Raw genomic sequence first — 25,078 nt, forward strand, 5'->3', positions numbered from 1 at the left:
ATCGTCTGCCTTCGGCCCTTTGCAGACATCGAAATTTGTAGTGATTTGCCTTACCGTTTGGAAATTGCGCCGTGATAGGCATCGCAACCAAAGAGCGATCATAAACAAGACTGCTAGCTAAAGGGAACGGTCTTGAGGGCGATTACACTTCTGGCATCAACAGTGGGAATCTACTTGATTTCGCTTTCCGCTATGGCGGAGCCGAAGCGGCAATCGGCCTATGATGATAGGCCGATGGCATGCGCAGTGTTTTACAGAGCCTTGGCAAGGGCTAGTAAGGACACTGGGGACGAAGCAAATTCCGATCGATACATGGCCAAGTTCAAGGTCTTATATGAACAGGGCGTTGCAAATGTTCTGGCAGTAGGCGGCACAAGGGAGCAAGCCCACAAGGCCACCCAAAACTTTGCCGATATCATTGAGGAAATGGCCATTTCAAAGCCCGAGGCGGTGCCTTCGTTAGTAGCGATGTGCAAGCGCGAGTATCCTTGACCGCGCTTCAGTAGGGAAAGAAGGACTTTGCAAGGGATGCTGCATGTGATCTTGTTGAGACGTATTCTTCTTTTAGCAGCCCTCTTCGCCGCACCGCCCGTGTGCTTAGCAAGTCCGTTGTACACGACCTCTTTGCATGAGCCGCTGCTAGGTACTCCCATGGGCAGCATTCGAAAAATGGGCACCTTGACGGCACCAGATTTCGAGGCGGTATGTATTCTCCGCCCATATCAGGATCGACTGGACATAAGCGGCGACCTCGCCGCAAGGGTAAATGTTCATCTCGCGAAGGTCGAGTATTCCTCCGATGAGGGACACTTCGCCTTTGTTTTCGTCAGAAAGCAAGGCATCGAAATGGAACGGATCAAGCGATCACAAAAACTGGATTTCTTTGGCAATCGAAAGCTGCCGGCGGCAATTTCTGATGCCGTGCCTCACAATTTTTCCCAAGAAGACTGTGCTAGTGGGCCTTCCGCTGCCATCATCAAGATAAGGTTCGACGACCGGACCTACTTCCTCTTTGGTCAGGCACCGTAACTACAGTATTGTGAACGATGACCGCTTGTAGCGCTCTGGCGGACAAGGCTGTTGTCGCCTTCCGGCCCCATGCGGACTCCCTCGTCGCTGAGGTGAGATCATCGGCCGTGGTGATGCCCGCGCAAAGAGCTCACGTCAAAAAAGGCATTATATCCACCCCGTCGCCCGGAAAAACGGTGATATGCGGGTGGTCTTCGAACAGTCGTGCAGCGGCATCAGCGCTCTCCGCTTCGACCACCAAGTAGCCGCAGAACGAATTCACCGCACTGCTGACGCCCGCCTTGGTCATGCGTGTCGTCTTGCCCACCATTCCGCCAGGATCAAGGATGGACGAAGCGTTTCTTTCTTCCCACGCCGACCACTCTTTTATGCCGACGGCGTCGACTGCATCCTGCTCGGCTTTGGGCAGGTTTCGAAAGGACGCCAGGTCCTCGGGCTTCATGGTGTAAACGGCAAGAAAGCGGGGCATCAGCACATCCTCCATTCATCTTAAAGGTTGCCAATTTATACGCCTCGCTTCGGAAGTCACCCCGCCGACAAATAGCGCGGGACGTGGAACGGCGGCTTTTGGCGCATAGTTGTTGCTGGTCCAAGACTTGCTGTCTAGGTGCGAGCGAAACACGGCTCAGTCGACCTTTTTAGCGGGCGCGACGGGAAGTGTCTCATGGTTGCATATATGCTAGTCTAAATAGCCGTTGAGGGCTTGATGGGTGGTGGGGCGACAATGAAGCAAAGGCTTTCTGTCATCATGGCCTCTGACGTGGTCGGCTACAGTCGACTGATGGGGATCGACGAGAAGGGCACACTTTCGGCTCTAAAGTTGCACCGGCACGAACTTTGGGACGTGAAAATCGCATCGTATCAGGGCCGTACAATCAAGCTTGTTGGCGATGGGATGCTGACCGAGTTTCAGACTGCTGAAGAGGCGGTTCTATGCGCGTTCGAGATACAATTGGAGATGCGAAAACGCAATGCGCAGGTCCACGCTGATCGAAGGATAGAATTTCGGATCGGGATAAACATCGGCGACCTCATCTTTGAGGACGACGATGTCTATGGCGATGGCGTCAATGTGGCAGCACGCATCGAAAACATCGCCAGACCGGGGGGCATAGCGATATCCGCATCGGTGCGTGACACTTTGGGCAAGCGCCTGGGCATTCGCTTCGAAGATGCAGGCGAGCACGCGCTGAAGAACATTGAGCGGCCAATTCGCATCTTCAACATCATTGTCGACGAGAGTGGAGAAGCGTCGAGTCCCGAGCGCACGTCGACATTTGAGCCGAGAGTGCAGTCAATCGGTACATACCGTGGGCGGGAGTTTTCGCCGAATAGAACACTGCTGTACGTTTCGAACTTCTCCAATTTGAGTGGCGATCCGGACCAGGAATATTTCGCGGCTGGAATAACAGAAGATGTCGTTGCCGGTTTGGCACGGTTCTCCAGGTTGACGGTCGTCGTTCAACGACCGCCCTCAGAACCGGCGCACGTCGAGCCGATGCCGTACTACATGCTGGACGGCAGTGTGAGATGGCTTGGTAATCGTGTCAGAGTGAACGCCAACTTGACCAATGTTGCCGGAGAGCAAATCTGGGCGGAGAAATACGACTTCGACCTTGTCGACATCTTTCACATCCAAGACGAGTTATCCTGTTCCATACCGGCTGCTCTGAGCGTCAAGATCGAAGAGGCAGAGCGGCAGCGTGTCTTGAGCAAGCCCGCGACGTCGCTGAAGGCGTATGATCTTTACCTGCGAGGCAGGCATCTTCATCAGGGCTCGAACCCGGATGAGGTCCGACTTGCGAAGGCGATGTATCTTGCCGCAATCGAAGATGATCCGGAGTACTCACGGCCATACATTGGGTTGGCCTGGATCGAGCTAAGAAAGCTGAAATGGAACGAAATCGTCGAAATCGACACCGCCCTTGCGACCGCGTCGGCCCTGCTAAGCAAGGCCCTGAAACTTAATCCTATCGATGCGGATACTCATTGGGCTCTTGGCGTTGTCCATCTTTGGAGGGGGGAAGCTGAACGAGCCGTAGCCTGCTATGAGCGTGCTCGAGAACTAGCACCCAACAACTGTGACCTCCTCGCGGAATATTGTGATGCTCTTGGTTACCTTGGACGCTTGGAAGATGCCATCAGGATGGGGGAACTCGCCGTTCGGCTCAATCCGAGCCGCCCCGACTGGTACCTTTGGGATATCGCCGCAGCCAAATTTCTTTCGGGGAAATACTCGGAGGCGCTATCCCTTCTGGAGAAAATGGCCGAGCCTGGACCTGCCTACCGCCTGCTTGCAGCGACCTATGCCCAACTGGGGAGGCTGGAGGAAGCGCGCCATGCCGCCAGCGAACTCCTGAAGGTCAATCCTGACTTCTCGATAAAACGGTACAGCTCCCGTGCTCCCTATCTCGATAAGACACTCATGGCCAAATACATCGAAGGTCTGCGACTCGCGGGTCTGCCGGAGTAGTTGGACGAGTTGCCGAGCACCCTATCGCAGTTTTCGTCGTTCCATGAAACACCGTCTGCGAGGTTCCGCTAAGCATCTCGTGAAGCGCCCGCGGTGATCGTCTCGACGAAGGCATCGAAGCCGATCTTGATCGTCGGTGGAACGCGGTCGTGAAGGCATCCGTGGCACTGACAGCGACGTCGTCGGCTTTCGGCGAGAGCTTGCAGAGCTTCGGAAGAGGGCTAGACGATCTCGAGATCGCGGATGCAATACACGGCGCAGCCTTCTTCAACTGGGCGAACCGATTGATGCTCTCGCTCGGCGAGATGGACAAACCATAGCGCGGTTGTGACAGTTGCGGATGATGCCGCGGATTATCTTGATCGAAACGACGCCAGGACGGCCTTCGATGCGTTCTCGGATGCCGTCAAACCCGGACCCACGGATACCAAACGTCAACGACTTCCAGGCAATCCTCGTTCGTTAAATCTCACTGCAGATGAGTTGCTTCTTTGATGCTTTGCCTGTGGCAAACGGTCGCGCGAACCGATCGCGCTGGACAGGCATATGACGAGATGCTTGCATGCCCTCGCCTGAGGGGCGATGTGGGGACATCATCATGGATATCAGAAATCTCCTTGCGAGTTGGCGAGGGGCGTACGAAGGTGTTGACGCTGATCGCAAGCGACCAATCCAGCCTGTTCAGTTCCCTCTTCATCTCAACCTGCCCGCGGCACCAGTATCGATGACCGGAAAACCCGCCACCGAAAGGAATGCATGGATGACGCAAGGAAGCTTTGGCTTTCCGCCTGCGGATCTTCGAGGACGCGCTTTGGGTGAGATTCATGCCCGGCCTTATGCGCTTGTTCAGGCGCCACGCGTCATATTCCAGCTCGCTTTTTTGACGGAAAGCGCCGGGGATAACGACCATGAGATGCTCGCCGACCTATCCCGCTCCAGCGGCGTTGCACCGCCTGCCCGCGAAACCAGCCATCATGCGATAAGTTGGGGGCAGGGAACGCTGCGCTGGGAGCGGCACACCGAGTTCTCAACATACTTTTGGGACTGTCCATCGCCTGACAGGTTTGGCGCGCCGATAGCCGTTCATCCCTTCGGAGACAGTTTTTCGCCGCCGGGGCCCTTCATATCAGGGATCCGTCTGGAGATCCGGCCCGATACATCGGATACAGCGCAGGAGATTGCCGTCTTCGATCCGACCAGCCTGTGCCGAAGCGAGCTGAGAAACGGCCAGGCAACGATCCTGACCGATTTCCGCCAAGACGGTGACGGATTGACGAAGTTTTTGGTGATCGATCGCGGCATGTCCGACAGTGCGCGCGGCGCGCTGGTCCAGCGCCTTCTCGATATCGAGACCTATCGCACGCTCGCAATGATGGGCCTGCCGCTTGCGCAGTCGCTCTCGCCCGAAATACGTCAGATCGAATCCGGCCTGACCGCGATTACACAGCGGATGAAGTTGCACGCCCGCGACGAGGCGGATCAGATGCTGTCCGAGATTACGCGCCTTGCGGCGGAGCTGGAGGCGAATGCGGCGCTCAGCCTCTACCGGTTCGGAGCCAGCCGTGCCTACTACGAGATCGTCCAGGAGCGCATTCGCGCGCTCGCCGAAACCGCGATACCTGGCAGCGAGACGCTCGGTTCTTTCCTGGAACGGCGACTGGCACCGGCCATGCGCACCTGTCAGTCGGTCGAGGAGCGTCAGGCGAATCTTTCGCGCAAACTGGCCCGGGCCACCGCGCTGTTGCGAAGCTGGATCGACGTCGAACTCGAGCGTATCAATACGACGGTGCTGAACTCGATGGATCGTCGGGCACAGCTGCAGCTGCGCCTGCAGCAGACGGTCGAAGGCCTGTCGGTGGCGGCAATCTCCTATTATGTCGTCGGGCTCTTCGGCTACGTGGCAAAAGGCGCGCACAATGTCGGCCTCGAAGTGTCGCCCGAGACGCTGACCGGCCTGTCTGTCCCGATCGTCGTTGCTGGTATGTGGCTCGTGGTGCGAAGCATCAGGCGCAGACATGCGGAAGAGGACAAGCATTGACATTTCGGCGTCGTGCAGATGCCGCAACGTCCACCAAGGCATAATCCGGGCTGTGGCAAGGCAAACGCATTCGCTGATTCCGAGAGCGGCGATGTCGTGCCAACGGGCCTCAGGGGGACCAATCCGGCTTCAGATCTGAGCTGTCGAGCACTCGTAGAGAACCGCGCCGGTTTCAGCATCGACGCCGCTCAGGCTTACGTCGTAGCCCCAGAGGCGGCGAATGTGGCTCAGCGTGGCATCGCGTGTGCCTTCTTCCAGTAGGATGCCGTTCTTTACATTGTGCTGCAGCCGAAGCTGCCGATCACCAAGCAGGTCGACATCGATAACTTGGATATCGGGCTGTCTGGCGCCGACGTCGTAACTGTGGGCGAGCGCCGAGCGGATCTTGGAATAGCCGCGCTCGTTATGGATTGCGGATACTTCGCAATAGTTGTCGGTGGAGCGATCGGAGAGCAGAAACAGGCGGAACTTACGGATCATCGCCGGGCTGAGATATTGCAGCATGAATGACTCGTCCCGGTGGTTTGCCCAGGCGTCGAGCAGCGTCCCCTGCCAGTCGCCATTGCCGGCAAACGACGGAAACCAGTCGCGATCTTCCTGCGTCGGTTCCATGCAGATGCGCTCGATGTCCTGCATCATCGCGAACCCCAAGGCGTAGGGGTTTATGCCAGGAAAGCGCGGGTCATCGAAAGCGGGCTGAAACACGACGTTGGAGTGGCTTTTCAGCAATTCCAGCATCGCCCCCTCGCTGATCCGGCCCTGATCGAAGAGGCGGTTGATGATCGTGTAGTGCACGAAGGTCGCACAGCCCTCGTTCATCACCTTGGTTTGGCGCTGCGGATAGAAATATTGCGCAATGACGCGAACAATCCGGAGAAGCTCGCGCTGCCAGGGATCGAGAATGAGGCTGTGCTTTTCCAGGAAATAGAGCAGGTTCTCTTCTGGAAGATTGAGAACCTTCTTGCGTTCGGATGCATCGCGTTCGGCATCTTCCGGGTCGCGGCTTTCCGTTGCCAGCGGCAGCGTACGCCACAAATCGCTGTAGGTCTGCTCTTCGTATTCCAGTCGCTCCCGGGCGCGCTCTCTGACCTTTTCAGAAGAAAGGCGGGGCGGGCGACGGTAGCGGAATACACCCTGATCCATCAAGGCGTGCGCTGAATCGAGGATCGCCTCCACTGCGCTCAACCCGTGGCGTTCTTCGCACTTGGCAATGTATTTCTTCGCGAAGTCCATGTAGCTCAGAATGGCGCCGGCGTCGGTCCATTGGCGGAAAAGATAGTTGTTCTTGAAAAAATGGTTGTGGCCGAAGGCGGCATGCGCGGTCACGAGCGCCTGCATTGCCATGGTATTTTCTTCCATGAGATAGGTGATGCAGGGATTGGAGTTAATGACCAGCTCGTAGGCGAGGCCGCGCTGTCCCTTGCGATAGAGGTGATCCTCGAAAATGAAGCGCTTGCCGAAGGACCAGTGCTGGTACATCAGGGGCATGCCCACCGAGGAGTAGGCATCCAGCATCTGCTCGGAGGAAATGATCTCCAGCTGGTTGGGATAGACGTCCAATCCCATCTCATCGAGCGCAACCGTCTCGATGGCATCGTAGGCGCGCGAAAGAGTCGCAAAATTCCAATCGGAACCATCAAACAGCAGGCCTGAACTCGAGCGTCTCGCCATTTGGTCGTCCTTACTTGCGCGTGCGCATGGCAGGCTGTCGGGTAAAGAGCTTGCGGAACACGGGATAGATATCTGCGGGTCGGGAGATCCGCGTCATCTGGAAATTGGGCACTTCCCCGTCGACCGTGCGATAGGCGCGCCACAGCGACGTGCCGTTGTCGGTCGTTCCAAAGATTTCCGTTTCGCGCTCGTCGATGATCTCGACATAGGCATAATACTGGCAAAGACGCATCAAATGGTCGCGAAGCAGCGCCGCACAGCGTTCGGAATCGCCGCTGATATTATCGCCATCGGAGGCCTGCGCGGCGTAAATGTTCCACAGATGCGCCGGATAGCGCTCCTCGATCACACGAAGCATTTCCTCAAGTGCGGTGGAAACGACCGTCCCGCCGCTCTGCTTGCTGTAGAAGAACGTCTCCTCGTCGACCTCGCGCGCTTCGTCGGTATGGCGGATGAAGACGATATCGATCCGTTCGTAACGGCGGGTCAGGAAAAGGTGGAGCAGGACGAAGAAGCGTTTTGCAAGATCCTTTTCCCGCTCACCCATCGATGCCGACACGTCCATTAGGCAGAACATCACGGCGCTGGCATTGGGAAGCGGCTGGCGCTCGAAGCGGTTGAAGCGAATGTCGACCGGATCGACGTAGGAAATGCGCCGACGTCTGCGCTCCATCTGTTCCAGTTCCTCGCGCAGCGCCTGTAGGCGCCGTCGGTTTGCGGTGGACTGCTCCTTCTCGGCTTCCAGGGCGGCGATCTCGTCGGCAAGCGCTTTCACTGCGGCTTCACTCGGCCGCTGCAAGGCCATGCGGCGGCCGAAGCTGTTGCGCATGGTCCGCCCGACATTGATGTTGGTGGGTGTTCCGGCTGTGCTGAAGCCAACGCGGTGCGGCTTGTAGGTCACCGTTTCCTTGAGGTTCAGCTTGACCATATCAGGCAGCTCAAGGTCCTCGAAGAAGAGGTCGAGAACCTCGTCGCGGGATAGAATGAACTGGAAGTCATCCTCACTCTCGCCGCGGCCAGCGCCGCGGCCGCTGCCGCCACCACCGCTTTGCGGTCGCGACAGCTTGTCGCCCGCCATGTATTCCTTGTTGCCGGGCAGAATATAGTCGCGCTCACCGCTGTCGGAGGCGGGCTGAAAGGTCGGCTCGCCTGCGCCACGCTTCGGCATCGGGACGCCATGGGCGGCGTCCACGTCGGCAATCTTGTCGGACTTGACCTGTTCCTTGATGGCCCGCTTCAGTTCCTCGCGGGCACGCTTCAGGAAACGCTGCCGGTTGCCGAGGCTCTTGTCCTTCGGGTTGAGCCGGCGGTCGATGAAATTCGGCATCTGCCAATCTCCCGGTTCGGCATCGTCAACCGGCTTTGTTGACCCTCATGTACCAATCGACGAGCCGCCGGACCTGGCGAACCGTGTAGCCACGCTGCGTCATGCGCTGGACGAACTCGGCGTGCTGTTTCTCTGTCGAGCTGTCCTTCTTGGAGCCGAAACTAATGACCGGCAGGAGATCTTCCACCTGACCGAACATGCGCTTCTCGATGACTTCGCGAAGCTTTTCATAGCTCGTCCAGGAGGGATTGCGCCCATGGTTCTTGGCGCGAGCGCGCAACGTGAATTTCACGACCTCGTTGCGGAAGTCCTTGGGATTGGCAATGCCCGCCGGCTTCTCGATCTGCGACAGCTCGCTATCGAGTATCTCCCTGTTGAGGATTTGTCCGGTATCGTAGTCCTTGAAGTCCTGGTCTTCCAGCCATGCATCGGCGTAGGCGATGTAGCGGTCGAACAGGTTCTGCCCATATTCGCTATAGGATTCCAGGTAGGCTTTCTGGATTTCATGGCCAATGAATTCGGCGTAACGCGCAGCAAGCTCGGACTTGATGAAATCAAGGTAACGTGCCTCGGTTTCCTTCGGAAACTGTTCGCGTCGGATCGCCTGCTCCATGATGTACATCAGGTGTACGGGGTCGGCTGCCACCTCCTTGGTGTCGTAATTGAAGGTTTCCGATAGAACCTTGAAGGCAAAGCGCGTGCTGATACCGGTCATGCCTTCGTCAACGCCGGCGGCGTCACGATACTCCTGCACGGACTTCGCCTTGGGATCGGTGTCCTTCAGGTTCTCACCGTCATAAACGCGCATCTTGGTGTAAAGCGGTGAGTTCTCATGGACGTGGAGCCGTGTTGCAACCGTGAAGCGGCTGAGATTTTCGAGCACCTCGGGGGCACACGGGCTCTTTGCCAGTTCGCTCTCGCGCAGCAGCTTCTCGTAGATTTGCCGCTCCTCGGTAACCCGCAGGCAATAGGGCACCTTGACGACGAGGATGCGGTCGAGGAACGCCTCATTGTTTTTGTTATTCTTGAAGTGCAGCCACTCGGACTCGTTGGAGTGAGCAACGACGATGCCCTGGAAGGGGAAGGCGCCAAAGTTCTCGGTGCCGTTATAGCTGCCTTCCTGCGTCGCAGTCAGCAGCGGGTGCAGCACCTTGATGGGCGCCTTGAACATTTCGACGAACTCGAGAAGTCCTTGTGTGGTTCTGTTCAGTCCGCCGCTATAGGAGTAGGCGTCCGGATCGGCCTGGCTGAAGTTTTCCAGCTGGCGGATATCGACCTTGCCGACGAGCGCAGACACATCCTGGTTGTTCTCATCACCCGGTTCGGTCTTGGCGATTGCGATCTGCCGCAGGCGGGAAGGTGTCAGCTTGACGACACTGAACTTCGAGATGTCGCCGCCGATCTCGTCGAGCCGTTTCGTTGCCCAGGGCGAGATCAGGCCCGTAAGCCTCCGTCGTGCAATCCCGTACTTGTCTTCCAACAGCCCTGCCATCCGTTCAGGGTGGAAGAGGCCGAGAGGAGACTCGAAGATGGGACTGATTTTGCCGTTAACGGCCAAGGTGTAGATCGGGCGCTGCTCCATCAGCCTCTTGAGGCGCTCGGCAAGCGATGACTTGCCGCCGCCGACCGGCCCAAGCAGATAGAGGATTTGCTTTCGTTCCTCGAGCCCTTGCGCGGCATATCTGAAGTAGCCGACGATCCGCTCGATCGTATCTTCCATTCCGTAGAAATCAGCGAAGGATGGGTAAATCTTGACAGTGCGGTTGGCGAAAATTCTGCCAAGCCGCTCATCTGCGCTGGTATCGATCAGGGTCGGCTCGCCGATTGCTTCGACCATTCGCTCCTGTGCTGTCGCATACAGGCTTTTATCATCGCGGCAGGCGAGCAAGTATTCCTGTAGGCTCAATTCTTCTTGCGCAGCGCTTGTGTAAATCTCCGAGAAAAGATCGAAGACGTCGCTTTCACCTTTTTGCATGATGCTCTCCCGCGGCCGGCTGGTTGAAACGGGATGGCTGCCCTGTCGGCGCGCCTACTGACAAAACGGCAAAACCTAGTATTCGTTCCTTCAAATACTTAGAGGAATTCGAAATTGGCTTGGGAAGGCCATACAGCATCTTTATCGTCTCCATTCTTGCGCTCGATCGCGACTCAAATGTTGAGCAGTGCTGATTGCCAATATGGCACGAAAGACGTGCAATAACCATGGCTAAGGTAATCACGCTATCGGTAGGAATGGCGTAATTTCGGTTGATACAACGCTACGTCGGCGAACAAAGTTACACCTTTCGCTGGTCGCATTGTATTGGATGGTGGCCTTAGACCCCCTGTCGTTCCTACCAAAGAAGAGTGTGGGGACCCGTGCGGTCCGCGCCAGCCCCGGGCGTTTAACTGATGCCGCCGAGGCAGACGTATTTAATCTCCATGAATTCCTCGATGCCGTATTTTGAGCCCTCTCGCCCCAGGCCGGAGAGCTTGACGCCGCCAAATGGCGCTTCTGCCGTCGAGATCAGCCCGGTGTTGACGCCGACCATGCCGTATTCGAGTGCCTCGGCCACCCGGAAGACGCGGGCAAGATCCTTGGCATAGAAGTAGGAGGCCAGGCCAAACTCGGTATCGTTTGCCTGCGCGATCACGTCGGCCTCATCCTTGAAGCGGAAGAGCGGCGCCACTGGGCCGAAGGTCTCCTCGCGGGCAACGACCATCTCCTTGGTGACGTTGGCGAGCACCGTCGCCTCATAGAAAGTGCCGCCGAGGGTATGGCGCTTGCCGCCCTGAACGACGCTCGCCCCCTTGGCGAGTGCATCGGCAACGTGCTCCTCGACTTTTTCCAGAGCCGGCTGATCGATCAGCGGCCCGAGAATGACACCCTCGTCGAAGCCGTTGCCGGTCTTCAGCCTGCCGACGGCTGCCGCAAGCTTCTCGGCAAAGGCATCGTAGACGCCGTCCTGCACGTAGAGCCGGTTGGCGCACACGCAGGTCTGGCCGTTGTTGCGGAACTTGGCGATCAGCGCGCCCTCGACGGCCGCATCGAGATCAGCGTCGTCGAAGACGATGAAGGGGGCGTTGCCACCGAGTTCCAGCCCGAGCTTCTTGATCGTCGCAGCGCTCTGCTTGTAAAGCTCGGCGCCGATCTCGGTGGAACCGGTGAAGGTCAACTTGCGCACGGTCGGGTTGGCGGTCATCTCGGCGCCGATCTCGCGTGCCGAGCCGGTGATGACGGAAAACAGCCCTTTCGGCAGTCCGGCGCGTTCGGCAAGCACCGCAATCGCAATGGCCGAGAACGGCGTCTGGCTGGCCGGCTTTAGCACCATGGCGCAACCGGCAGCAAAGGCGGGCCCCGCCTTGCGGGTGATCATCGCGTTCGGGAAGTTCCACGGGGTGATCGCGGCAACCACGCCGATCGGCTGTTTCATCACCATGATGCGCTTATCGGGCTGGTGACCGGGAACCAGATCGCCATAGACGCGCCGGCCTTCCTCTGCGAACCATTCAATGAAGCTTGCACCATAGACGATCTCACCGGTGGCTTCGGCAACCGGCTTGCCCTGTTCGAGCGTCAGGATGCGGCCGAGGTCATCCTTGTTCTCGATCATCAGCTCGAACCATTTGCGAAGAATGCCCGAACGCTCCTTGGCGGTGCGCGCTGCCCAGCCCTTTTGGGCAATGCGTGCGGCCTCGATTGCCGCTTTCGTTTCCGCTGCTCCAAGCTTCGGTACGCGGCCGATGATTTCGCCGGTCGCGGGGTTGTTGACTTCGATCGCATTCGACGGATCGGCCTCGATCCATTTGTCGCCAATGAGGGCTGCCTGACGAAAGAGTGTCGAGTCCTTGAGGTCCATTTTATCCATCCCATCCAGCAACTGCGTTGGTCCCGCTTTCTGCGGCCGCTTCGGTAAAGCCTTTACGGCAATGTCGGCATCTTTTCTGCCGTGTCAAACTCATCCACTTAAAAACGGTCGCAACATGCAGATGAGCGCCGGGCCCACGGTGATGGCAACGCCTTTGACAGCCTAAATACAGGCGCATGATTTTCGGGAACCTTTCCGATCGAGCGCCATCTATAGCCATGCTAAGGAGATGAGAATGTCGCACATTCGAACCGATCGGGCAGAAGCACTCGATACGCTCGCCGATGTCGAGCTGGCGCGTCGCGCGGCTGCACGCGATCGCCATGCATTTCGCGCAATCATGACGTCTCACAATCAGCGGCTTTTTAGGCTCGCAAGAAGCATCGTTCGCAACGACAGCGAAGCCGAAGATGTTGTTCAGGAAGCCTATGTACTGGGATTTGCACATCTTAATCGCTTCCGGGGAGAGTCGTCGCTGGCGACCTGGCTATCACGCATTGTGATCAACGAGGCACTCGGGCGTCTGCGAAAAAAACGGCGGACAACCTTGGCGAGTTCGATGGAGCAAAGCGTTGGAGCGACGATCGTCCAGTTTCCTGTCGACAACCCCAGTGGCGATCCGGAGCGGACGATGGCGCAGAGACAAATCTTGCAGCTGGTCGAGCAGGCAACCGATGCGCTTCCCGATATCTATCGAACCGTCTTTGTCGCCAGAGTCATCGAGGGGCTGAGCATGGAGGAGACGGCGTCGCTGCTTGGCCTGCGGGCCGAGACCGTCAAGACCCGGTTGCATCGCGCCAGACGCCTGGTGCGGGAGAGCCTCGACGAGCAGATCGGTCCCGTGCTCCTTTCCGCATTTCCCTTTGCCGGTCGCCGTTGCGAGCGTCTGACGGCCGCCGTGATGAGCCGTCTCGGCTTTCCCGATTAATCGCGGGAACCTAATCATCGGGCCGGCATCCAATGTTCGTTCTAGATAATAACGCCCAGCCTCGTCGGCTCGGGCCAAGGAGGTTCCATGCATACCCGACAGATGACAACCTTGACCGCGCTTTGCCTGTTCGCACTTGCGCCATCGGCATGGGCCGCGGACAAACCGACGGACCCGCAGATCGCTCATATCGCCTATACAGCCGGCGTCATCGACGTAGAGGCAGCAAAACTTGCGATCTCTAAATCCAAGAACAAGGATGTTGTTGCCTTCGCTGAGGACATGGTGCGAGACCATGAGGCCGTGAATACGCAGGCTCTCGCATTGGTCAAGAAGCTCAAGGTTACGCCTGAGGACAACGATACGAGCAAGGCGCTGGCCAAGGCTGCGACCGATGAGCGGGCGAAACTCGCCAAGCTCAACGGCGCGAACTTCGACAAGGCCTACGTCGCCAACGAAGTCGCCTACCATAAGCAGGTCAACGGCGCGCTCGAGACGCTGTTGATCCCCTCGGCGAGCAATGCCGAACTCAAGGAACTGCTCGAAACCGGTCTGAAAATCTTCCAGGGCCACCAACAGCACGCCGAGCACGTTGCTGCCGACCTCAAATAGGAGATTTCGACATGCTGCGACGGCATCTGTGGATCGCTGCGGTATCTGCATTGACAACAGGTGTCGTTCCGGTGCGGGCGGAAACAGTCACGGTGACAATCGAAAAGATGATGTTTTCGCCCGCCGAGATTAGCGCAAGGCCAGGCGACACCATTGAATGGATCAACAAGGACATTCTTGCCCATACGGCGACCATGAAGGGAGACTGGGAGGTGGTCATTCCTCCCGGCAAATCGGGAAGTGTGGTGCTGAAGGCAACCATCCCGGTCGACTACTATTGTCGCTTTCATCCGAACATGAAGGGTCGGATCTCGATGCCGGCACAATAGTGGGGTTCGGCAGCGCTGCGTCCACGGCGAGACTGTCCACTGTCATGTCCGCCGTCGCCTGATAAACCATCTTCGCTCGGCGCTCGCGCTGCCCTATACAGCTGTCATGTATTCGCTGGAACGTCCCACATCCCTTGAGCAGATCGTGAAAAAGAGCAGGTTTCTGGCGATCGGCGTACCGATCGCCAGTGAGCTCGAGGCTAAGGAGGCGCTTGCAGCGTACTCCCAGGCCGATGCAAACCATAACTGCTGGGCTTGGCGTATTGGTCAGACGTACCGCTTCAGCGATGACGGCGAGCCAAGTGGAACAGCCGGAAAACCCATACTGCAGGCGATTGACGGTCAATCGCTGGAAAAGGTCGTGGTTATCGTGACGCGCTGGTTTGGCGGCGTTCTTCTTGGCACCGGTGGATTGATCCGCGCCTATGGCGGCACGGCTGCCGCCTGCCTCCGGGCCGGCGAGCTCGTCGAGTTCGTTCCAACTTTGCAAGGGACGATCCGCGCCGGGTTTTCCGACCTTGCCATCCTCAAGGCAAGGCTCACCGCCTTCGAGGGCGTGCAGATCCTGAGCGAGACGTTCTCGGGCGCCGGTGCGGAGATCACTGCCAGCTTTGCTGAAGCAAAGTCAGAGGAAATTGCCCGTCTGATCGCTGATACGACAAGCGGACGCAGCGTGCTCGCCCTGAAGCAATAGACGGGCGCGAGGGTCTAACGCCAGCCGAGGGCAGGGGCTACGTGCTTGAGGATCGCCTCGATCACATGGGCGTTGTAGTCGACGCCAAGTTGATTGGGGACTGTCAGCAGCAGGGTATCGGCTTCGGCAATCGCTTGGTCTTCGGCGAGCTGTTTGACCAACGCTTCCGGTTCGGCCGCGTAGGAACGACCAAAGATGGCCTTGGTGTTTTCGTCGATATAGCCGATCGAATCCTGTTCCTTGCCGCCGCGACCGAAATAGGCGCGGTCGCGATCGTCGACGAGCGCGAAGATGCTGCGGCTGACCGATACGCGCGGCGTGCGACTATGGCCGGCTTCCTTCCATGCTTCTCGGTACGCACGGATTTGTGCGGCCTGCTGGACGTGGAAGGGTTCGCCCGTTTCGTCATCCTTCAACGTCGAACTTTGCAGATTCATGCCGAGCTTGGCTGCCCAGACGGCGGTTGCGTTGGATCCGGCACCCCACCAGATGCGGTCGCGCAATCCTTCCGAATAGGGCTCAAGGCGCAGCAGGCCGGGCGGGTTCGGGAACATCGGACGCGGGTTCGGTTGGGCAAAGCCTTCCCCTTTCAGCGCTTCCAGGAACACTTCGGCATGGCCACGGCCCATATCGGCATCTGTCGAGCCGTCCTGTGGTTGGTAGCCGAAATAGCGCCAGCCATCGATGACCTGCTCGGGCGAACCGCGGCTGATGCCGAGTTGCAGACGCCCGCCTGCGATCAGATCCGCGGCTCCGGCGTCTTCAGCCATATAAAGCGGGTTTTCGTAGCGCATGTCGATGACTGCGGTACCGATTTCGATGGTCTTCGTCTTGGCACCGACTGCCGCCAGCAAGGGGAAGGGGGAGGCAAGCTGTCGAGCAAAATGGTGGACGCGGAAATAGGCACCATCCGCACCAAGTTCTTCGGCGGCAACGGCGAGGTCGATCGATTGGAGCAGCGCGTCGCCTGCGGAGCGGGTCTGCGACTGGGGCGAAGGCGTCCAGTGGCCGAAGGAGAGAAAGCCGATTTTCTTCATGATTTTGCCCGTTGGATGTCACGGTTTGCCGTGGGATTTGCGATTGGTTTAACATGGGAAGCGGCATCTGCCATGAAAAGACGACTGAACGCTCTGTTCACTCTTTGCGGTTGGCATCACCAAATGAAAGGCCTTCGCGCAATTTCATTGCGGCGGAGCGACCGGTCTTGCGAATGGCAGAAAGAGCAGTGCGCAGCCTGTCAGTACGGCGACGATCAGCCAAGCCTCGTTGATCGCCTGGACGCTTGCTGCCGTCTGTACCAGCGGATCCAGCGCGGCGATGGTGTCGGGACTGAAGGTGCCTGCATTGCCGGTGACCGTGCCGGTTGGAGCCCCGACAAACGTTGCTGCGACTGCGTCGCCGGCTCGCAGTTGATCCCATAGCCTCTGCCCAAGCGGCTCCGACCTCGTGTAGATGATCGTATCGATCATTGCGATGCCGATCGCCCCGCCAAGATTGCGCATCAGATTGAAGAGCCCGCTTGCGTCAGGCACCTGCGCCGGCGGCAAGGTTCCGAGCGCCAGGCGGGTCGGTGGCAGCAGACAGAACATGATCGCTGCGCCGCGCACGACCTGGGGCCAGAACATGGCGTCGTAGTCGGAGCGCGGATCCTGAAATGCACTCATCCCCAATCCGATTGCGAACAATGCGAAGCCTGCGGCCGAAAGCAGGCGCGGATCCGTTCGCTTTTCCAGCGCAACGGCGATCGGCGCGGCGATCAGCTGCGTGATACCCGTGACCAGCATCGTCGTCCCGATTTCCAGGGCGTTGTGCCCCCTGATGAAGGCAAGGAAGACCGGCATGAGATAGACCGAGCCGAAAAGGCCAATCCCCAGCACGAAACTGAGGGCCGAACCGATCAGGAAATTCCGATCGTGGAAATGACGCAGGTCGACGATCGGGCGTGTCCTGCGCAGCGAGCGCGACGCAAACGCGGCCCCAGAGACCAGGCTTACCACCAGCAGGCTCAGAACATAAGGCGAGATCCAGCCGCTCGTCGGCGCTTCCTTCAGTCCCAACTCGAGGCTCGTCAGTGCCAACGCCATCATGACAAGTGACAGACTATCGAGATTTCGAAGTTCGGAGGTGTCGCCCGTCTGCTGCGGCAGGAACCGCCACGCCACGAGCGCCGAGACGATCCCGGGAATGATGTTGATGAGGAACAGCCAGTGCCACGAGTAGGTCGACGTCAGCCAGCCGCCGATGATCGGGCCGACAGTTGGGGCCAGAACCGCCAGTACGCCCGCAATTGTTGTGGCAATTGCCTGCCGCTCGTTTGGAAAAAGGATGAAAACAGCCGAAAACACCGCGGGAATCAACGTGCCGCCGGAGAAGCCTTGAAGCGCCCGCCAGGCAACCAACTCGCTGAAGTCGCTGCTTGCCGCACAGCCGGCGGAAGCGACGACAAACAGGCCGATGGAGGCGACGAATAACCATCGCATCGTCAAGACGCGCGTCAGCAAGCCGGTGAGCGGTATGGCGACCACCTCCGCGATGAGATAGACGGTTTGGATCCAGCTCATCTGGTCTGGATCGATATTGATGGCCTGTTGGATCGTTGGCAGGGATGTGGCGACGACCTGCACATCCAGGATCGCCATGAACATGCCGACGCACATCGCAATAAAGCCGACCCAAATCACCGCTGAAGGCGGACGAGAGGAGGCCGGCTCAAGGTGTTGCGACATGCGGTTGCCTTGCGATCAGGGGTATTCGAGGCGACCCGGGTTGCGGGCCTTCATTCAGGGTGGTGGAAAAAGGCTTCCAGGCGATAGCCATCCGGATCGATGACGAATGCCGCATAATAGAAGGACGCGTACTCTGGACGTATGCCGGGTTCGCCATTGTCCGTCCCGCCATTGGCTATACCTTTTGCGTGAAAGCCTCTGACACCTTCCTCACTATCGGCAACAAAACAGAAGTGCAGTCCCGACTCCATGTCGGGGACAACCGGGCGCTCCGCGAGCTTTATCCAAAGCTGGGGTTGTTCGGCGCCATAACCCAGCCACTTGTCACTCGTTGAAAGCCTCGCATAGCCCAAAGGCCCAAGTGCTGCATCGTAGAATTTGCGGGCACGTTCAAGATCGGACACGCCGATAGAAACATGATGAAACATCATTCCTCCTTCTGGGCGCGGCAGTCATGCGCATTCGAGCCGCTGCCGATGGCTGCTCGCAGACTGTACAGCGTGATATCTGTAAAGCAAATGACTGCTCCAGATTGTCGGTCTTGGCGCCGACTTGATCTATCGAGGACGCGTCCAAGGATGTTGAACTGGGCTAGCCAGGGCGCAACGACCGAGGCCCGCCGCTTCGCGTCATCTGCAAAGCGGCGGGCCCCGGGCCGGTTGAAGGGATGTCGGCATTTCCGCGTTTGCCCCCAGCTGCGATACGCGGACGGTACTCGGTACTAGTTTGCCGTAACCCTTCGAGCGAGAGCCATTACGTAGTCATCGGCGATATCGGCCAAAGTCAGAGCAACCTCCGATTCCTTCCAACCCGCAGCAACGGCTCGCTGCACGAAAGCCCGAAAGGCCTGCGCAAGGACTTCCTCGCGCTCGACGACGCGATAAGGATCATTCGCAGGATATCGAGGATTGCTGATCTGGATCGTAGGATTCGTCGGTTCCATGACATGCCCCTGAAAGTTGCTTCATTGACGAAGGGAGCGCATTTGCTGTGCGTTCCGTCTGACTGACTGCACTGCGATTATGCTTCTTTATTAAGGGCTTACGGGGCGCCTGTCGTTAGCTGCGCATCCAGAAACTTGCAGCAGCGTCCATTTCTGCTGCCTTTGGTAGTGCCCCAGCCACTTTCGCGCATGATTGATTTTGGCACACGGCTGGGCGTGACGCGGGCGATCGGCGTGGCCGAACGGGTGGGGGCTATCAGCCTTCGGCATCCTGCCGATGGCCCGCTTTAACGCGACAGGGATGGCTGCGCTCAGGCGCGGCGGGTGTGCCCGAGTGTTTTCAGCCACGTGTCGAAGGATTGAGCGCTCTCGGCCTCGGACTCGGGCTCGACCGAGTGCCCGAGATAAGACGGCATGACCACGTGCCTCGCCTCGCGCGGGCTGTAGCCGAATTCCTTGCTGAAGGCGCGGCTGAAATGCGCGGCTGAGGAAAAACCTGCTGCAAAGGCGATATCGACGATCTGTTGCCGGTTGGACGTATCACTCAAAGCGGCGTGTGCGGACAGAAGCCGGCGTCGCTGAATATAGTGATGCACGCCGCCGTCCGGTTCGAAAGCCTGATAGAGCCGCGTGCGCGAGATGCCCAATTCCCGGCACAAACGATCGGTTGTTAGCTCGGACGACATCAAATTGTGCTGGACGAAGTGGTAGACGCGCTCCTTCAGCGGCAGATTGTTGTGCGGCTCTGCGGATGAGACGTGTGCTGACGATGACGAAACCCAGGTCAGGATCATGTCACGGATGGTCTGGACGACATGCGGAAGATCAACCTCCGCCAGCTCAGCGAGCTTCGCCTCGACGCCGTCCAGATAGTCGATCAGTAGCTTGGCACGCGTTCCGGAAAGCGCGATGTTGTTCTTGATCTCGGTGGAGGCGGGATGGAGCAGTTCCCGAGGCAGATAGAGGGACAGGGTTTGGGCGTCCGTCGATCGACCGCGAAAGGGATGCCCCAAACTGCGCAACTCCACCTTTCCAGGTTCGCCCTCGGAAACGTGTCCACCGACTTCCGTCCATGTCCGGCCGCTGCGCAATACAGAAATATGCCAGTGATCGATGGGGCTTGACCTCACCTTCGCTTCCGAACGCATGTAGCTATGGGCGGGGGTGTTTTGCTGCACGATGAGCATTCCGCCGAGGTTCCAAGCCGCGTGGTCGGCCACATAGCCCATGGGAGAACCATCCGGGCGCCTGATATCGACAAGCGGCGCGACGTAAGACTGCCAGGCGGCAAATTGCTGTTCCGGTTCGAGGTCGCGCGTGGAAAACCGCAACGGCTTCAATGCTGGTGGCGGTGCGGGCTGCTCTTCTTGTGGTTTCGTCTCGCGAGGAAAGCGACGACGTTCCATCTGCACAGCCCTGCCGTCGTCGCCGACGCCGGCATCGGATGGTGCGGGGGAGGAGCGAGATCGTTCGTCGTCTGGCAATTCGGCCTCCATTATCGATCAGGCGAGCACTGCCCTTTCTTTCCACTCAGTCGTACGCCGTCAGGTCATCCTTAGATCCACGCCAGGGTGCAGTTTCTTGAGGTTGGGCAACGACTTCGTCTGCCACGAAATCTGTGATGACCCCAGCACGGTCAAATGAATGTCCGGGCGGTTGCGCGCTTCGATCGTCAGTTTGGCGAGCAGGTTTATGCCCGAGGAATTGAGGAACTCCAGGCCCGTCAGGTCCAAAGTGGTTTTGCCCCCCTCGTTTTCGAGCGCCTTCATCGCAAGTGCTTGGACAGGCGCATACGCGTCAGGTCCCGACAGACGCATTGTCCCATCAAAATAGACGGTGCTGCCCTCGGACCAGACGCGGTAGGCTTCTTCTCTAATTTCCATGGCGCACCTCCTGCCGTTTCATGCCGGAATTGCCATCGCGGCATATGTTTCAAGCCTTGTTCGTTCGCGAGGATTGTCTTCCTCGAAGAGCCACGCAAACTGCACCTCGTAGTCGCTCATCAAGGTTAGCAAACCCAAGCCGGACGCATCGCCGGTCGCGGTCGTGGCATTTGACTCGATCTGCCTGATAAGCAGATCGCCGGGATCGCCGCTCGTTACCTTCCCCAGCAGTTGCTTGAATCTGTCGGCCGTCTGGCTGTCGACAAAATTGGACACCCTGAGTCGAAAACAATCCGGTTGTGCACGCGCTTCTACCACGACTTCTCCACGAATGCGAAACTTAATGGCGTTCTCGATCAGTTCGTTTGCGAGATAACCGATGTCCTGCTTGAGCTGATTGTAGATCCGCTTCGATGGACGAAACCTTGGCGCCATCATCTCGGCGATGAAGTCAGACGTCATGCCGGAATGCTTCCAGGCGAGATCAAGCGGACCGTCAAACAACCGAAGTCGGAACGCGTGCGTAGTATCGTGGGAGGTGAGGTGTTTCTGTCCAAAGAGCGTGACGGTCATGTCATCACCTATGCCGCATCACGACCAGCGTGATGTCATCATGTATTTTCTGCGTTCCGATATAGGTCATCAGCCCTTCGATAATACCGTCCTTTACCTCTTCGGCGGTCTGGCCATGCAGGCGCCGTGCGCTCTGACAAAGCCGATCGATGCCGAACAGCTCGCCCCGTGTATTTTCGGCTTCCGTGACACCGTCCGTATGAAGCACGATCAGGTCACCTTTCTCGAAGGATATCTCGCGAGTATCAACAAAAGGCGAGATATCGGATTCAAGTCCAACCGGCAGGCCGAGGTCACCGGTATCTATGCGCTCGACCTCGCCTGTCTGGCGAATGACAATGAGGTCCTCATGTTGTCCAGAGATCGTGAGGCGCTCACCATCGTAGTCAAGAAAAGACAAGCTGAGGTGCTTATTGGTCCTCGTCCGCTCGATATTCTTGAAGATCGCTCGGTTCAGGTATGCAAGGAATTTCGATGGGTCGGTTTCTCCCGCCTCGAGCAAGGCTCGGGCGACCGATTGCACCATCAACATCAGCACGCCGCTCTCCAGGCCATGACCTGTAACATCGCCAATACCGATCTTCAGGGTCCTGCCATTCTGCAAGACGTCATAGTAGTCGCCACCAACCTCGTCGGCGGGACGCATATAAGCGGCAATTTCCAAATGCTCTACCGCGCCGAGCTCCGTTGCGCGTGGCAACACCATCATCTGGATGTGTCGGGCCACATCGAGTTCGGCGCCGAGGCGTAGGTTTTCGCTCTTCAGCTGCGTATTCAATGCCGAGATTTCTTCCTTTGCCTCCTCGATCTCTTTCGTGCGTTCCTCGACCAGATTTTCGAGGTTCTCGGTGTGGAAGCTGATCTGTTCGGCCATGCGATTGAAAGCTATGCCGGCCTGCGCGACCTCATCCTTGCTGGTAATCGCCACCCGCACGGAATAGTCCTTCGCTTCAATACGCTTTGCGGCAGCCGCCAGAGCACTGATCCCGCTGGTAATGCGCTTCGACGCCGCAAAGACTGCGGCTGCGACGATGAGCAGTGACACGAGAACCGCGAGGATCTGATAGAGCAGGATACGATTGGTTGCCCGCGCTATCTGCTCCCTGGCAGCGATGAGCGAGGCATAGATCTCCCGCTCCGGTACGACAATGCCAAGCGACATGACTTCACGCTGAACCGGGCCATTGACCCATAGATTGGACGGTCGGAGCTGTTTGGTGACCACCAGATAGGGCACGTCCTCGCCATTCTCGTTCAGTGAGATGTGCTGAATGACACCATCCGTATCGAGCGGAAGAGAGGCAATGGCTTTTTGCGAACTGTTTCGGAGCGAGCGGTCAACGCCTGTCACGCCCTGGGTGGTCGCGTCGCTTGCCGCGCGCAAGCCGATGACCTTCTCCCCGGTTCGGTTGATTGCAACGACATTGCCGTTTGACATGGCGAGGAAGCCGAAACCGCTCTCCGCGACCTTCACGTGTTCGACAATTTCGGCAAGCTGATCGAGCGTTATGTCGGTGCCGACGATCCCAGCTACGTCGCGGTGATCGGCCGTCCAGAGCGGATGGAAGAAGCTGACGATCAGCTTTCCAGTTATGGCGTCGGTGTAGGGGGCAGTCTGGGTAATGTATTCAGGAACGGGGCGAGAGGCTGGATCTCGCGCCCATTGCTGCCATGACTCGTAGATACCCGGAAAAAAGAAGTCCCAGAAGTTCGCCTCATTGTGGCCGGGATAGAGCTTGTCGAATGTTTGCGCCTGATCCGTGTAGGGAGCAGTTCTGAAGATCGGCCGCTCTTTCGGGCCGATGTAGTACATTTGAAGTTTGGACGCGCCATTTCGCAGCAGGTTCGGGGCAACGAGATCAAGAACAGCGCTGGTTTCAATATCGGCCTGCACTTGCGGCAGCGGATGATGATCCTTGTCGAGGAGATATCCCCAGACACTGACGACGGATTCTGAGCCGGGGGCGTTCTGCGCCCAGCCGCCTGTATTATTGAAGCTTACCGTCACAGCATCGGGGTCGGCCTTGACCATTGCTGCCCCAATCTCGTCGTTTCGGGTCGGTCGATCGATCTGCGCCTGTAGTACGCCGGCCAGGGCTTTAACGTCGGAATGCACCTGGTCGAGAAGCAGGCCGACCTGCGCGACCGTGGAATCGGTGGAGGAGCGGATATAGTCCTGGCTTGCCCTTTCAAGGCCCTCACCGACCTGAGTGGTCGCATCGCGCGACAGCCGTTGCACATTCCAGAGCGCAAGGCCGCCGCTGACAAGAAGATCGAAAAGCACGGCGCCGCCGACGACGATGATGAATTTCGTCCGAAACGAGCGCAATCCGAGGCTCGGCTTCTTCGAGGCACCGGTCATAGCGGCTTCTGCCCCGACGCTGCCCAAATAGGCCAACCGGCATAGCCTCTCGGGTGAAGGGCGGCAAAGATGTGATCTCTAAAGCCCTGCCTGAACCGCGCGACGAACTCGGGGGGGTCTCCTCGTCTGGCGGACATTTCCCCCGCGTAAACATCTTCCCAGGCTTCAATGACGTCGGCGAACTCCTGCGGATCGCCGTCAAGGTTAGTGACCATGAAGCTCTCGATCCTCACATCCTCGAAACCGGTATCCAGCAACAGGCGCGCCCCCTTTGGCCCCATTTCGACGTCCATGTCGAAATGGCGAAAGAGCTTGGCAACCTCGTTATAGGTCCACTGGATGCTGTCGGCGCGGGGCTCACCCAGGCAGTGGGAGTTCTTTTCGTTGGTGACATAGACCCTGCCGCCCGGCTTGCAGATGCGATAAAGCTCCCTCAAGAGGAGTTCGGGTCGGTTGAAGATCTGCAGGGAGTGCCGGCACGTCACGAAATCGAACTGGTCGCTTTCGAACAACATCTGCGATGCATCGCCATAAGTGTACTCGATATCGCGGACGCAGAAGTCTTCCGCAACGGAGCGCGCATAGTCGAGGCTTGCCATGGAATGGTCGAGCGCGACTATCCTGGCTGGGTCGAATTCCTTCCTGACAAGCATTGCGAAATCACCGATGCCGCAGCAAATGTCGGCGATCGTCATGCCGCTGCGAAGTCCGTGCCGTGGCAGGATCTCCCGCTCGTGACGCCAGGTCATCTTCGTCTGTGTCCGGAGGATAGGGATGAAGCTCTCGTTCTCGACAAATGTCTGACCGGGATAAAAGGCAGAATCATATATCTCCATGGAGATATTGGGCGAGAGTTCGCTTAGGTGCCGAAACATCTGCGTTGCCCATGTGACAACACTCGATGTGAGAACGACAATCCTGAGCTCCGGCCGCGAGCGGGAGGCGTCGACCAGGACCCGCGCCAGGGCACGGAATGCCGTGCTGTTCATGTGCGTGACGCGTTTCAGATTGACGTAGAAGACCCCTTGGACCGTTTCAATCTTGTCTCGCAGCAGTAAGAGATCATCCGCGATGTCGGTGATCGAACGGGGTCTGAAAACGCCGGTTGCTACAAATTCCTGATTGCCGGTGTCGAATTGCGTCGTAAAGACAGGTGAAGAACTGTTCGGGGTCAATGGAGCAGCCTCTCGAGCGGCAGGTCGACAACGAAGGTGAGCGCGTCGGCAGTCGAAGTGCGTAGCTCTATGTCCGCGTCATAGTTGACCGCCAATCCCAATAGGACTGCTTGCTCCAGGGGAGCCGTCTCGTCGGCGATGACCTCAACGTAGTGTGCCAGTTGTCCACTGTGTTTCAGACCCTGAACGAGTTCAGCGTAAAAGCGACGCTGTTGCGACGGGCACGGAAAGCTCAACTCGATCCGTTCTATCTGCTTATGACGATAGAAGACGCATATCAGTTCACCCTCTTGCGCGTTCGAACGAAACGACATCTCGAGGAGTTCGTTGAGGGCCGAGGAAAGAAGGTTGGAGTGGCGCAGCGGATCACGGCGGTCGTGGCTGACCATTCGGGCGACATAGTTCGAGAGCTGATCGCAATGCAGCCAGTCGGCCGTGAACGTTGCCATCTCCATTTCCAGATTGAG

23 protein-coding genes and 1 pseudogene are annotated in these 25,078 nt (G+C 58.1%); 9 read left to right on the forward strand and 15 right to left on the reverse strand.

The window, feature by feature from the left end; all coding sequences use genetic code 11:
* Positions 1–312 precede the first annotated feature (312 nt).
* Both K9B32_RS23690 and K9B32_RS23695 read left to right on the forward strand, forming a co-directional pair.
* Positions 313–492 carry a hypothetical protein gene (locus K9B32_RS23690; protein ID WP_132595277.1) on the forward strand — a complete coding sequence of 60 codons (180 nt, stop codon included), beginning with the start codon at positions 313–315 and terminating at the stop codon, positions 490–492.
* Between the two features lie 36 nt (positions 493–528).
* On the forward strand, positions 529–1,029 hold the full coding sequence (locus K9B32_RS23695) for a hypothetical protein (protein WP_224566642.1): 501 nt from the start codon (positions 529–531) through the stop codon (positions 1,027–1,029).
* A 130-nt stretch (positions 1,030–1,159) separates the two neighbouring features.
* On the opposite strand, the gene K9B32_RS23700 is transcribed toward K9B32_RS23695, so the two are convergent.
* Positions 1,160–1,498 (reverse strand): hypothetical protein, encoded by a 339-nt coding sequence (locus K9B32_RS23700; RefSeq protein WP_224566644.1) that lies wholly within the window; start codon positions 1,496–1,498, stop codon positions 1,160–1,162.
* 255 nt (positions 1,499–1,753) lie between these two features.
* On the opposite strand from K9B32_RS23700, the gene K9B32_RS23705 reads away from it, so the two are divergent.
* From K9B32_RS23705 to K9B32_RS23715, 3 genes and pseudogenes are all read left to right on the forward strand, one after another.
* Complete coding sequence (locus tag K9B32_RS23705) at positions 1,754–3,502, forward strand: adenylate/guanylate cyclase domain-containing protein (RefSeq protein WP_224566646.1); 1,749 nt, start codon at positions 1,754–1,756, stop codon at positions 3,500–3,502.
* Positions 3,503–3,603: 101 nt separating this feature from the next.
* A pseudogene (locus tag K9B32_RS23710) lies at positions 3,604–3,822 on the forward strand (alkylhydroperoxidase domain protein); the annotation flags it as partial.
* Positions 3,823–4,262: 440 nt separating this feature from the next.
* On the forward strand, positions 4,263–5,540 hold the full coding sequence (locus K9B32_RS23715; protein ID WP_224566648.1) for a DUF3422 family protein: 1,278 nt from the start codon (positions 4,263–4,265) through the stop codon (positions 5,538–5,540).
* 129 nt (positions 5,541–5,669) lie between these two features.
* Here K9B32_RS23715 and K9B32_RS23720 read toward each other — a convergent pair whose 3' ends face one another.
* The 4 genes from K9B32_RS23720 to gabD form a co-directional block, all read right to left on the reverse strand.
* The gene (locus K9B32_RS23720; protein ID WP_224566650.1) at positions 5,670–7,211 is read right to left on the reverse strand and encodes a SpoVR family protein; all 1,542 of its coding nucleotides are present in this window, start codon (positions 7,209–7,211) and stop codon (positions 5,670–5,672) included.
* Between the two features lie 10 nt (positions 7,212–7,221).
* Positions 7,222–8,538, reverse strand: coding sequence for a YeaH/YhbH family protein (locus K9B32_RS23725; protein ID WP_224566652.1), 1,317 nt, complete (start codon positions 8,536–8,538; stop codon positions 7,222–7,224).
* Positions 8,539–8,563: 25 nt separating this feature from the next.
* Positions 8,564–10,513, reverse strand: a complete 1,950-nt coding sequence (locus tag K9B32_RS23730; protein ID WP_224566654.1) for a PrkA family serine protein kinase — start codon at positions 10,511–10,513, stop codon at positions 8,564–8,566.
* Between the two features lie 409 nt (positions 10,514–10,922).
* Entirely contained in the window at positions 10,923–12,377 is a 1,455-nt protein-coding gene (gene gabD / locus K9B32_RS23735; protein ID WP_224566656.1) for an NADP-dependent succinate-semialdehyde dehydrogenase, read from the reverse strand.
* A 244-nt stretch (positions 12,378–12,621) separates the two neighbouring features.
* Here gabD and K9B32_RS23740 point away from each other — a divergent pair, with 244 nt between their 5' ends.
* From K9B32_RS23740 to K9B32_RS23755, 4 genes are all read left to right on the forward strand, one after another.
* Positions 12,622–13,314, forward strand: coding sequence for an RNA polymerase sigma factor (locus K9B32_RS23740; RefSeq protein ID WP_224566658.1), 693 nt, complete (start codon positions 12,622–12,624; stop codon positions 13,312–13,314).
* Between the two features lie 87 nt (positions 13,315–13,401).
* Positions 13,402–13,926, forward strand: coding sequence for a DUF4142 domain-containing protein (locus K9B32_RS23745; protein ID WP_224566660.1), 525 nt, complete (start codon positions 13,402–13,404; stop codon positions 13,924–13,926).
* Between the two features lie 11 nt (positions 13,927–13,937).
* Complete coding sequence (locus tag K9B32_RS23750) at positions 13,938–14,255, forward strand: plastocyanin/azurin family copper-binding protein (protein ID WP_224566662.1); 318 nt, start codon at positions 13,938–13,940, stop codon at positions 14,253–14,255.
* Between the two features lie 106 nt (positions 14,256–14,361).
* Positions 14,362–14,949 carry an IMPACT family protein gene (locus tag K9B32_RS23755; RefSeq protein ID WP_224566664.1) on the forward strand — a complete coding sequence of 196 codons (588 nt, stop codon included), beginning with the start codon at positions 14,362–14,364 and terminating at the stop codon, positions 14,947–14,949.
* Positions 14,950–14,963: 14 nt separating this feature from the next.
* Here the strand turns inward: K9B32_RS23755 and K9B32_RS23760 are convergent, their stop codons facing one another.
* The 10 genes from K9B32_RS23760 to K9B32_RS23805 form a co-directional block, all read right to left on the reverse strand.
* Positions 14,964–15,986, reverse strand: coding sequence for an LLM class flavin-dependent oxidoreductase (locus K9B32_RS23760; RefSeq protein ID WP_007797066.1), 1,023 nt, complete (start codon positions 15,984–15,986; stop codon positions 14,964–14,966).
* Between the two features lie 144 nt (positions 15,987–16,130).
* Positions 16,131–17,675: a DHA2 family efflux MFS transporter permease subunit gene (locus K9B32_RS23765; RefSeq protein ID WP_224566666.1), complete on the reverse strand. Its 1,545-nt coding sequence runs from the start codon at positions 17,673–17,675 to the stop codon at positions 16,131–16,133.
* Between the two features lie 50 nt (positions 17,676–17,725).
* Positions 17,726–18,103 carry a VOC family protein gene (locus tag K9B32_RS23770; protein ID WP_224566805.1) on the reverse strand — a complete coding sequence of 126 codons (378 nt, stop codon included), beginning with the start codon at positions 18,101–18,103 and terminating at the stop codon, positions 17,726–17,728.
* Positions 18,104–18,396: 293 nt separating this feature from the next.
* Positions 18,397–18,618: a hypothetical protein gene (locus tag K9B32_RS23775; protein WP_007797076.1), complete on the reverse strand. Its 222-nt coding sequence runs from the start codon at positions 18,616–18,618 to the stop codon at positions 18,397–18,399.
* A gap of 311 nt (positions 18,619–18,929) precedes the next feature.
* On the reverse strand, positions 18,930–20,102 hold the full coding sequence (locus K9B32_RS23780) for a helix-turn-helix domain-containing protein (protein ID WP_411969745.1): 1,173 nt from the start codon (positions 20,100–20,102) through the stop codon (positions 18,930–18,932).
* A gap of 60 nt (positions 20,103–20,162) precedes the next feature.
* Complete coding sequence (locus K9B32_RS23785) at positions 20,163–20,501, reverse strand: slr1659 superfamily regulator (RefSeq protein ID WP_224566668.1); 339 nt, start codon at positions 20,499–20,501, stop codon at positions 20,163–20,165.
* Between the two features lie 18 nt (positions 20,502–20,519).
* Entirely contained in the window at positions 20,520–21,074 is a 555-nt protein-coding gene (locus K9B32_RS23790) for a slr1658 superfamily regulator (protein ID WP_224566669.1), read from the reverse strand.
* A 4-nt stretch (positions 21,075–21,078) separates the two neighbouring features.
* Entirely contained in the window at positions 21,079–23,436 is a 2,358-nt protein-coding gene (locus K9B32_RS23795) for a SpoIIE family protein phosphatase (RefSeq protein ID WP_224566670.1), read from the reverse strand.
* Positions 23,433–24,611, reverse strand: a complete 1,179-nt coding sequence (locus K9B32_RS23800) for a class I SAM-dependent methyltransferase (RefSeq protein WP_224566671.1) — start codon at positions 24,609–24,611, stop codon at positions 23,433–23,435. Before K9B32_RS23800 ends, K9B32_RS23795 begins: the two co-directional genes overlap by 4 nt.
* Positions 24,608–25,066, reverse strand: coding sequence for a ubiquinone biosynthesis methyltransferase UbiE (locus tag K9B32_RS23805; RefSeq protein ID WP_224566809.1), 459 nt, complete (start codon positions 25,064–25,066; stop codon positions 24,608–24,610). The genes K9B32_RS23800 and K9B32_RS23805 overlap by 4 nt, the downstream gene beginning before the upstream one ends.
* Between the last annotated feature and the right edge of the window lie 12 nt (positions 25,067–25,078).

Source organism: Rhizobium sp. 3T7 (genome assembly GCF_020166565.1).
In the GTDB taxonomy this organism is placed as follows: Bacteria; Pseudomonadota; Alphaproteobacteria; order Rhizobiales; family Rhizobiaceae; genus Rhizobium.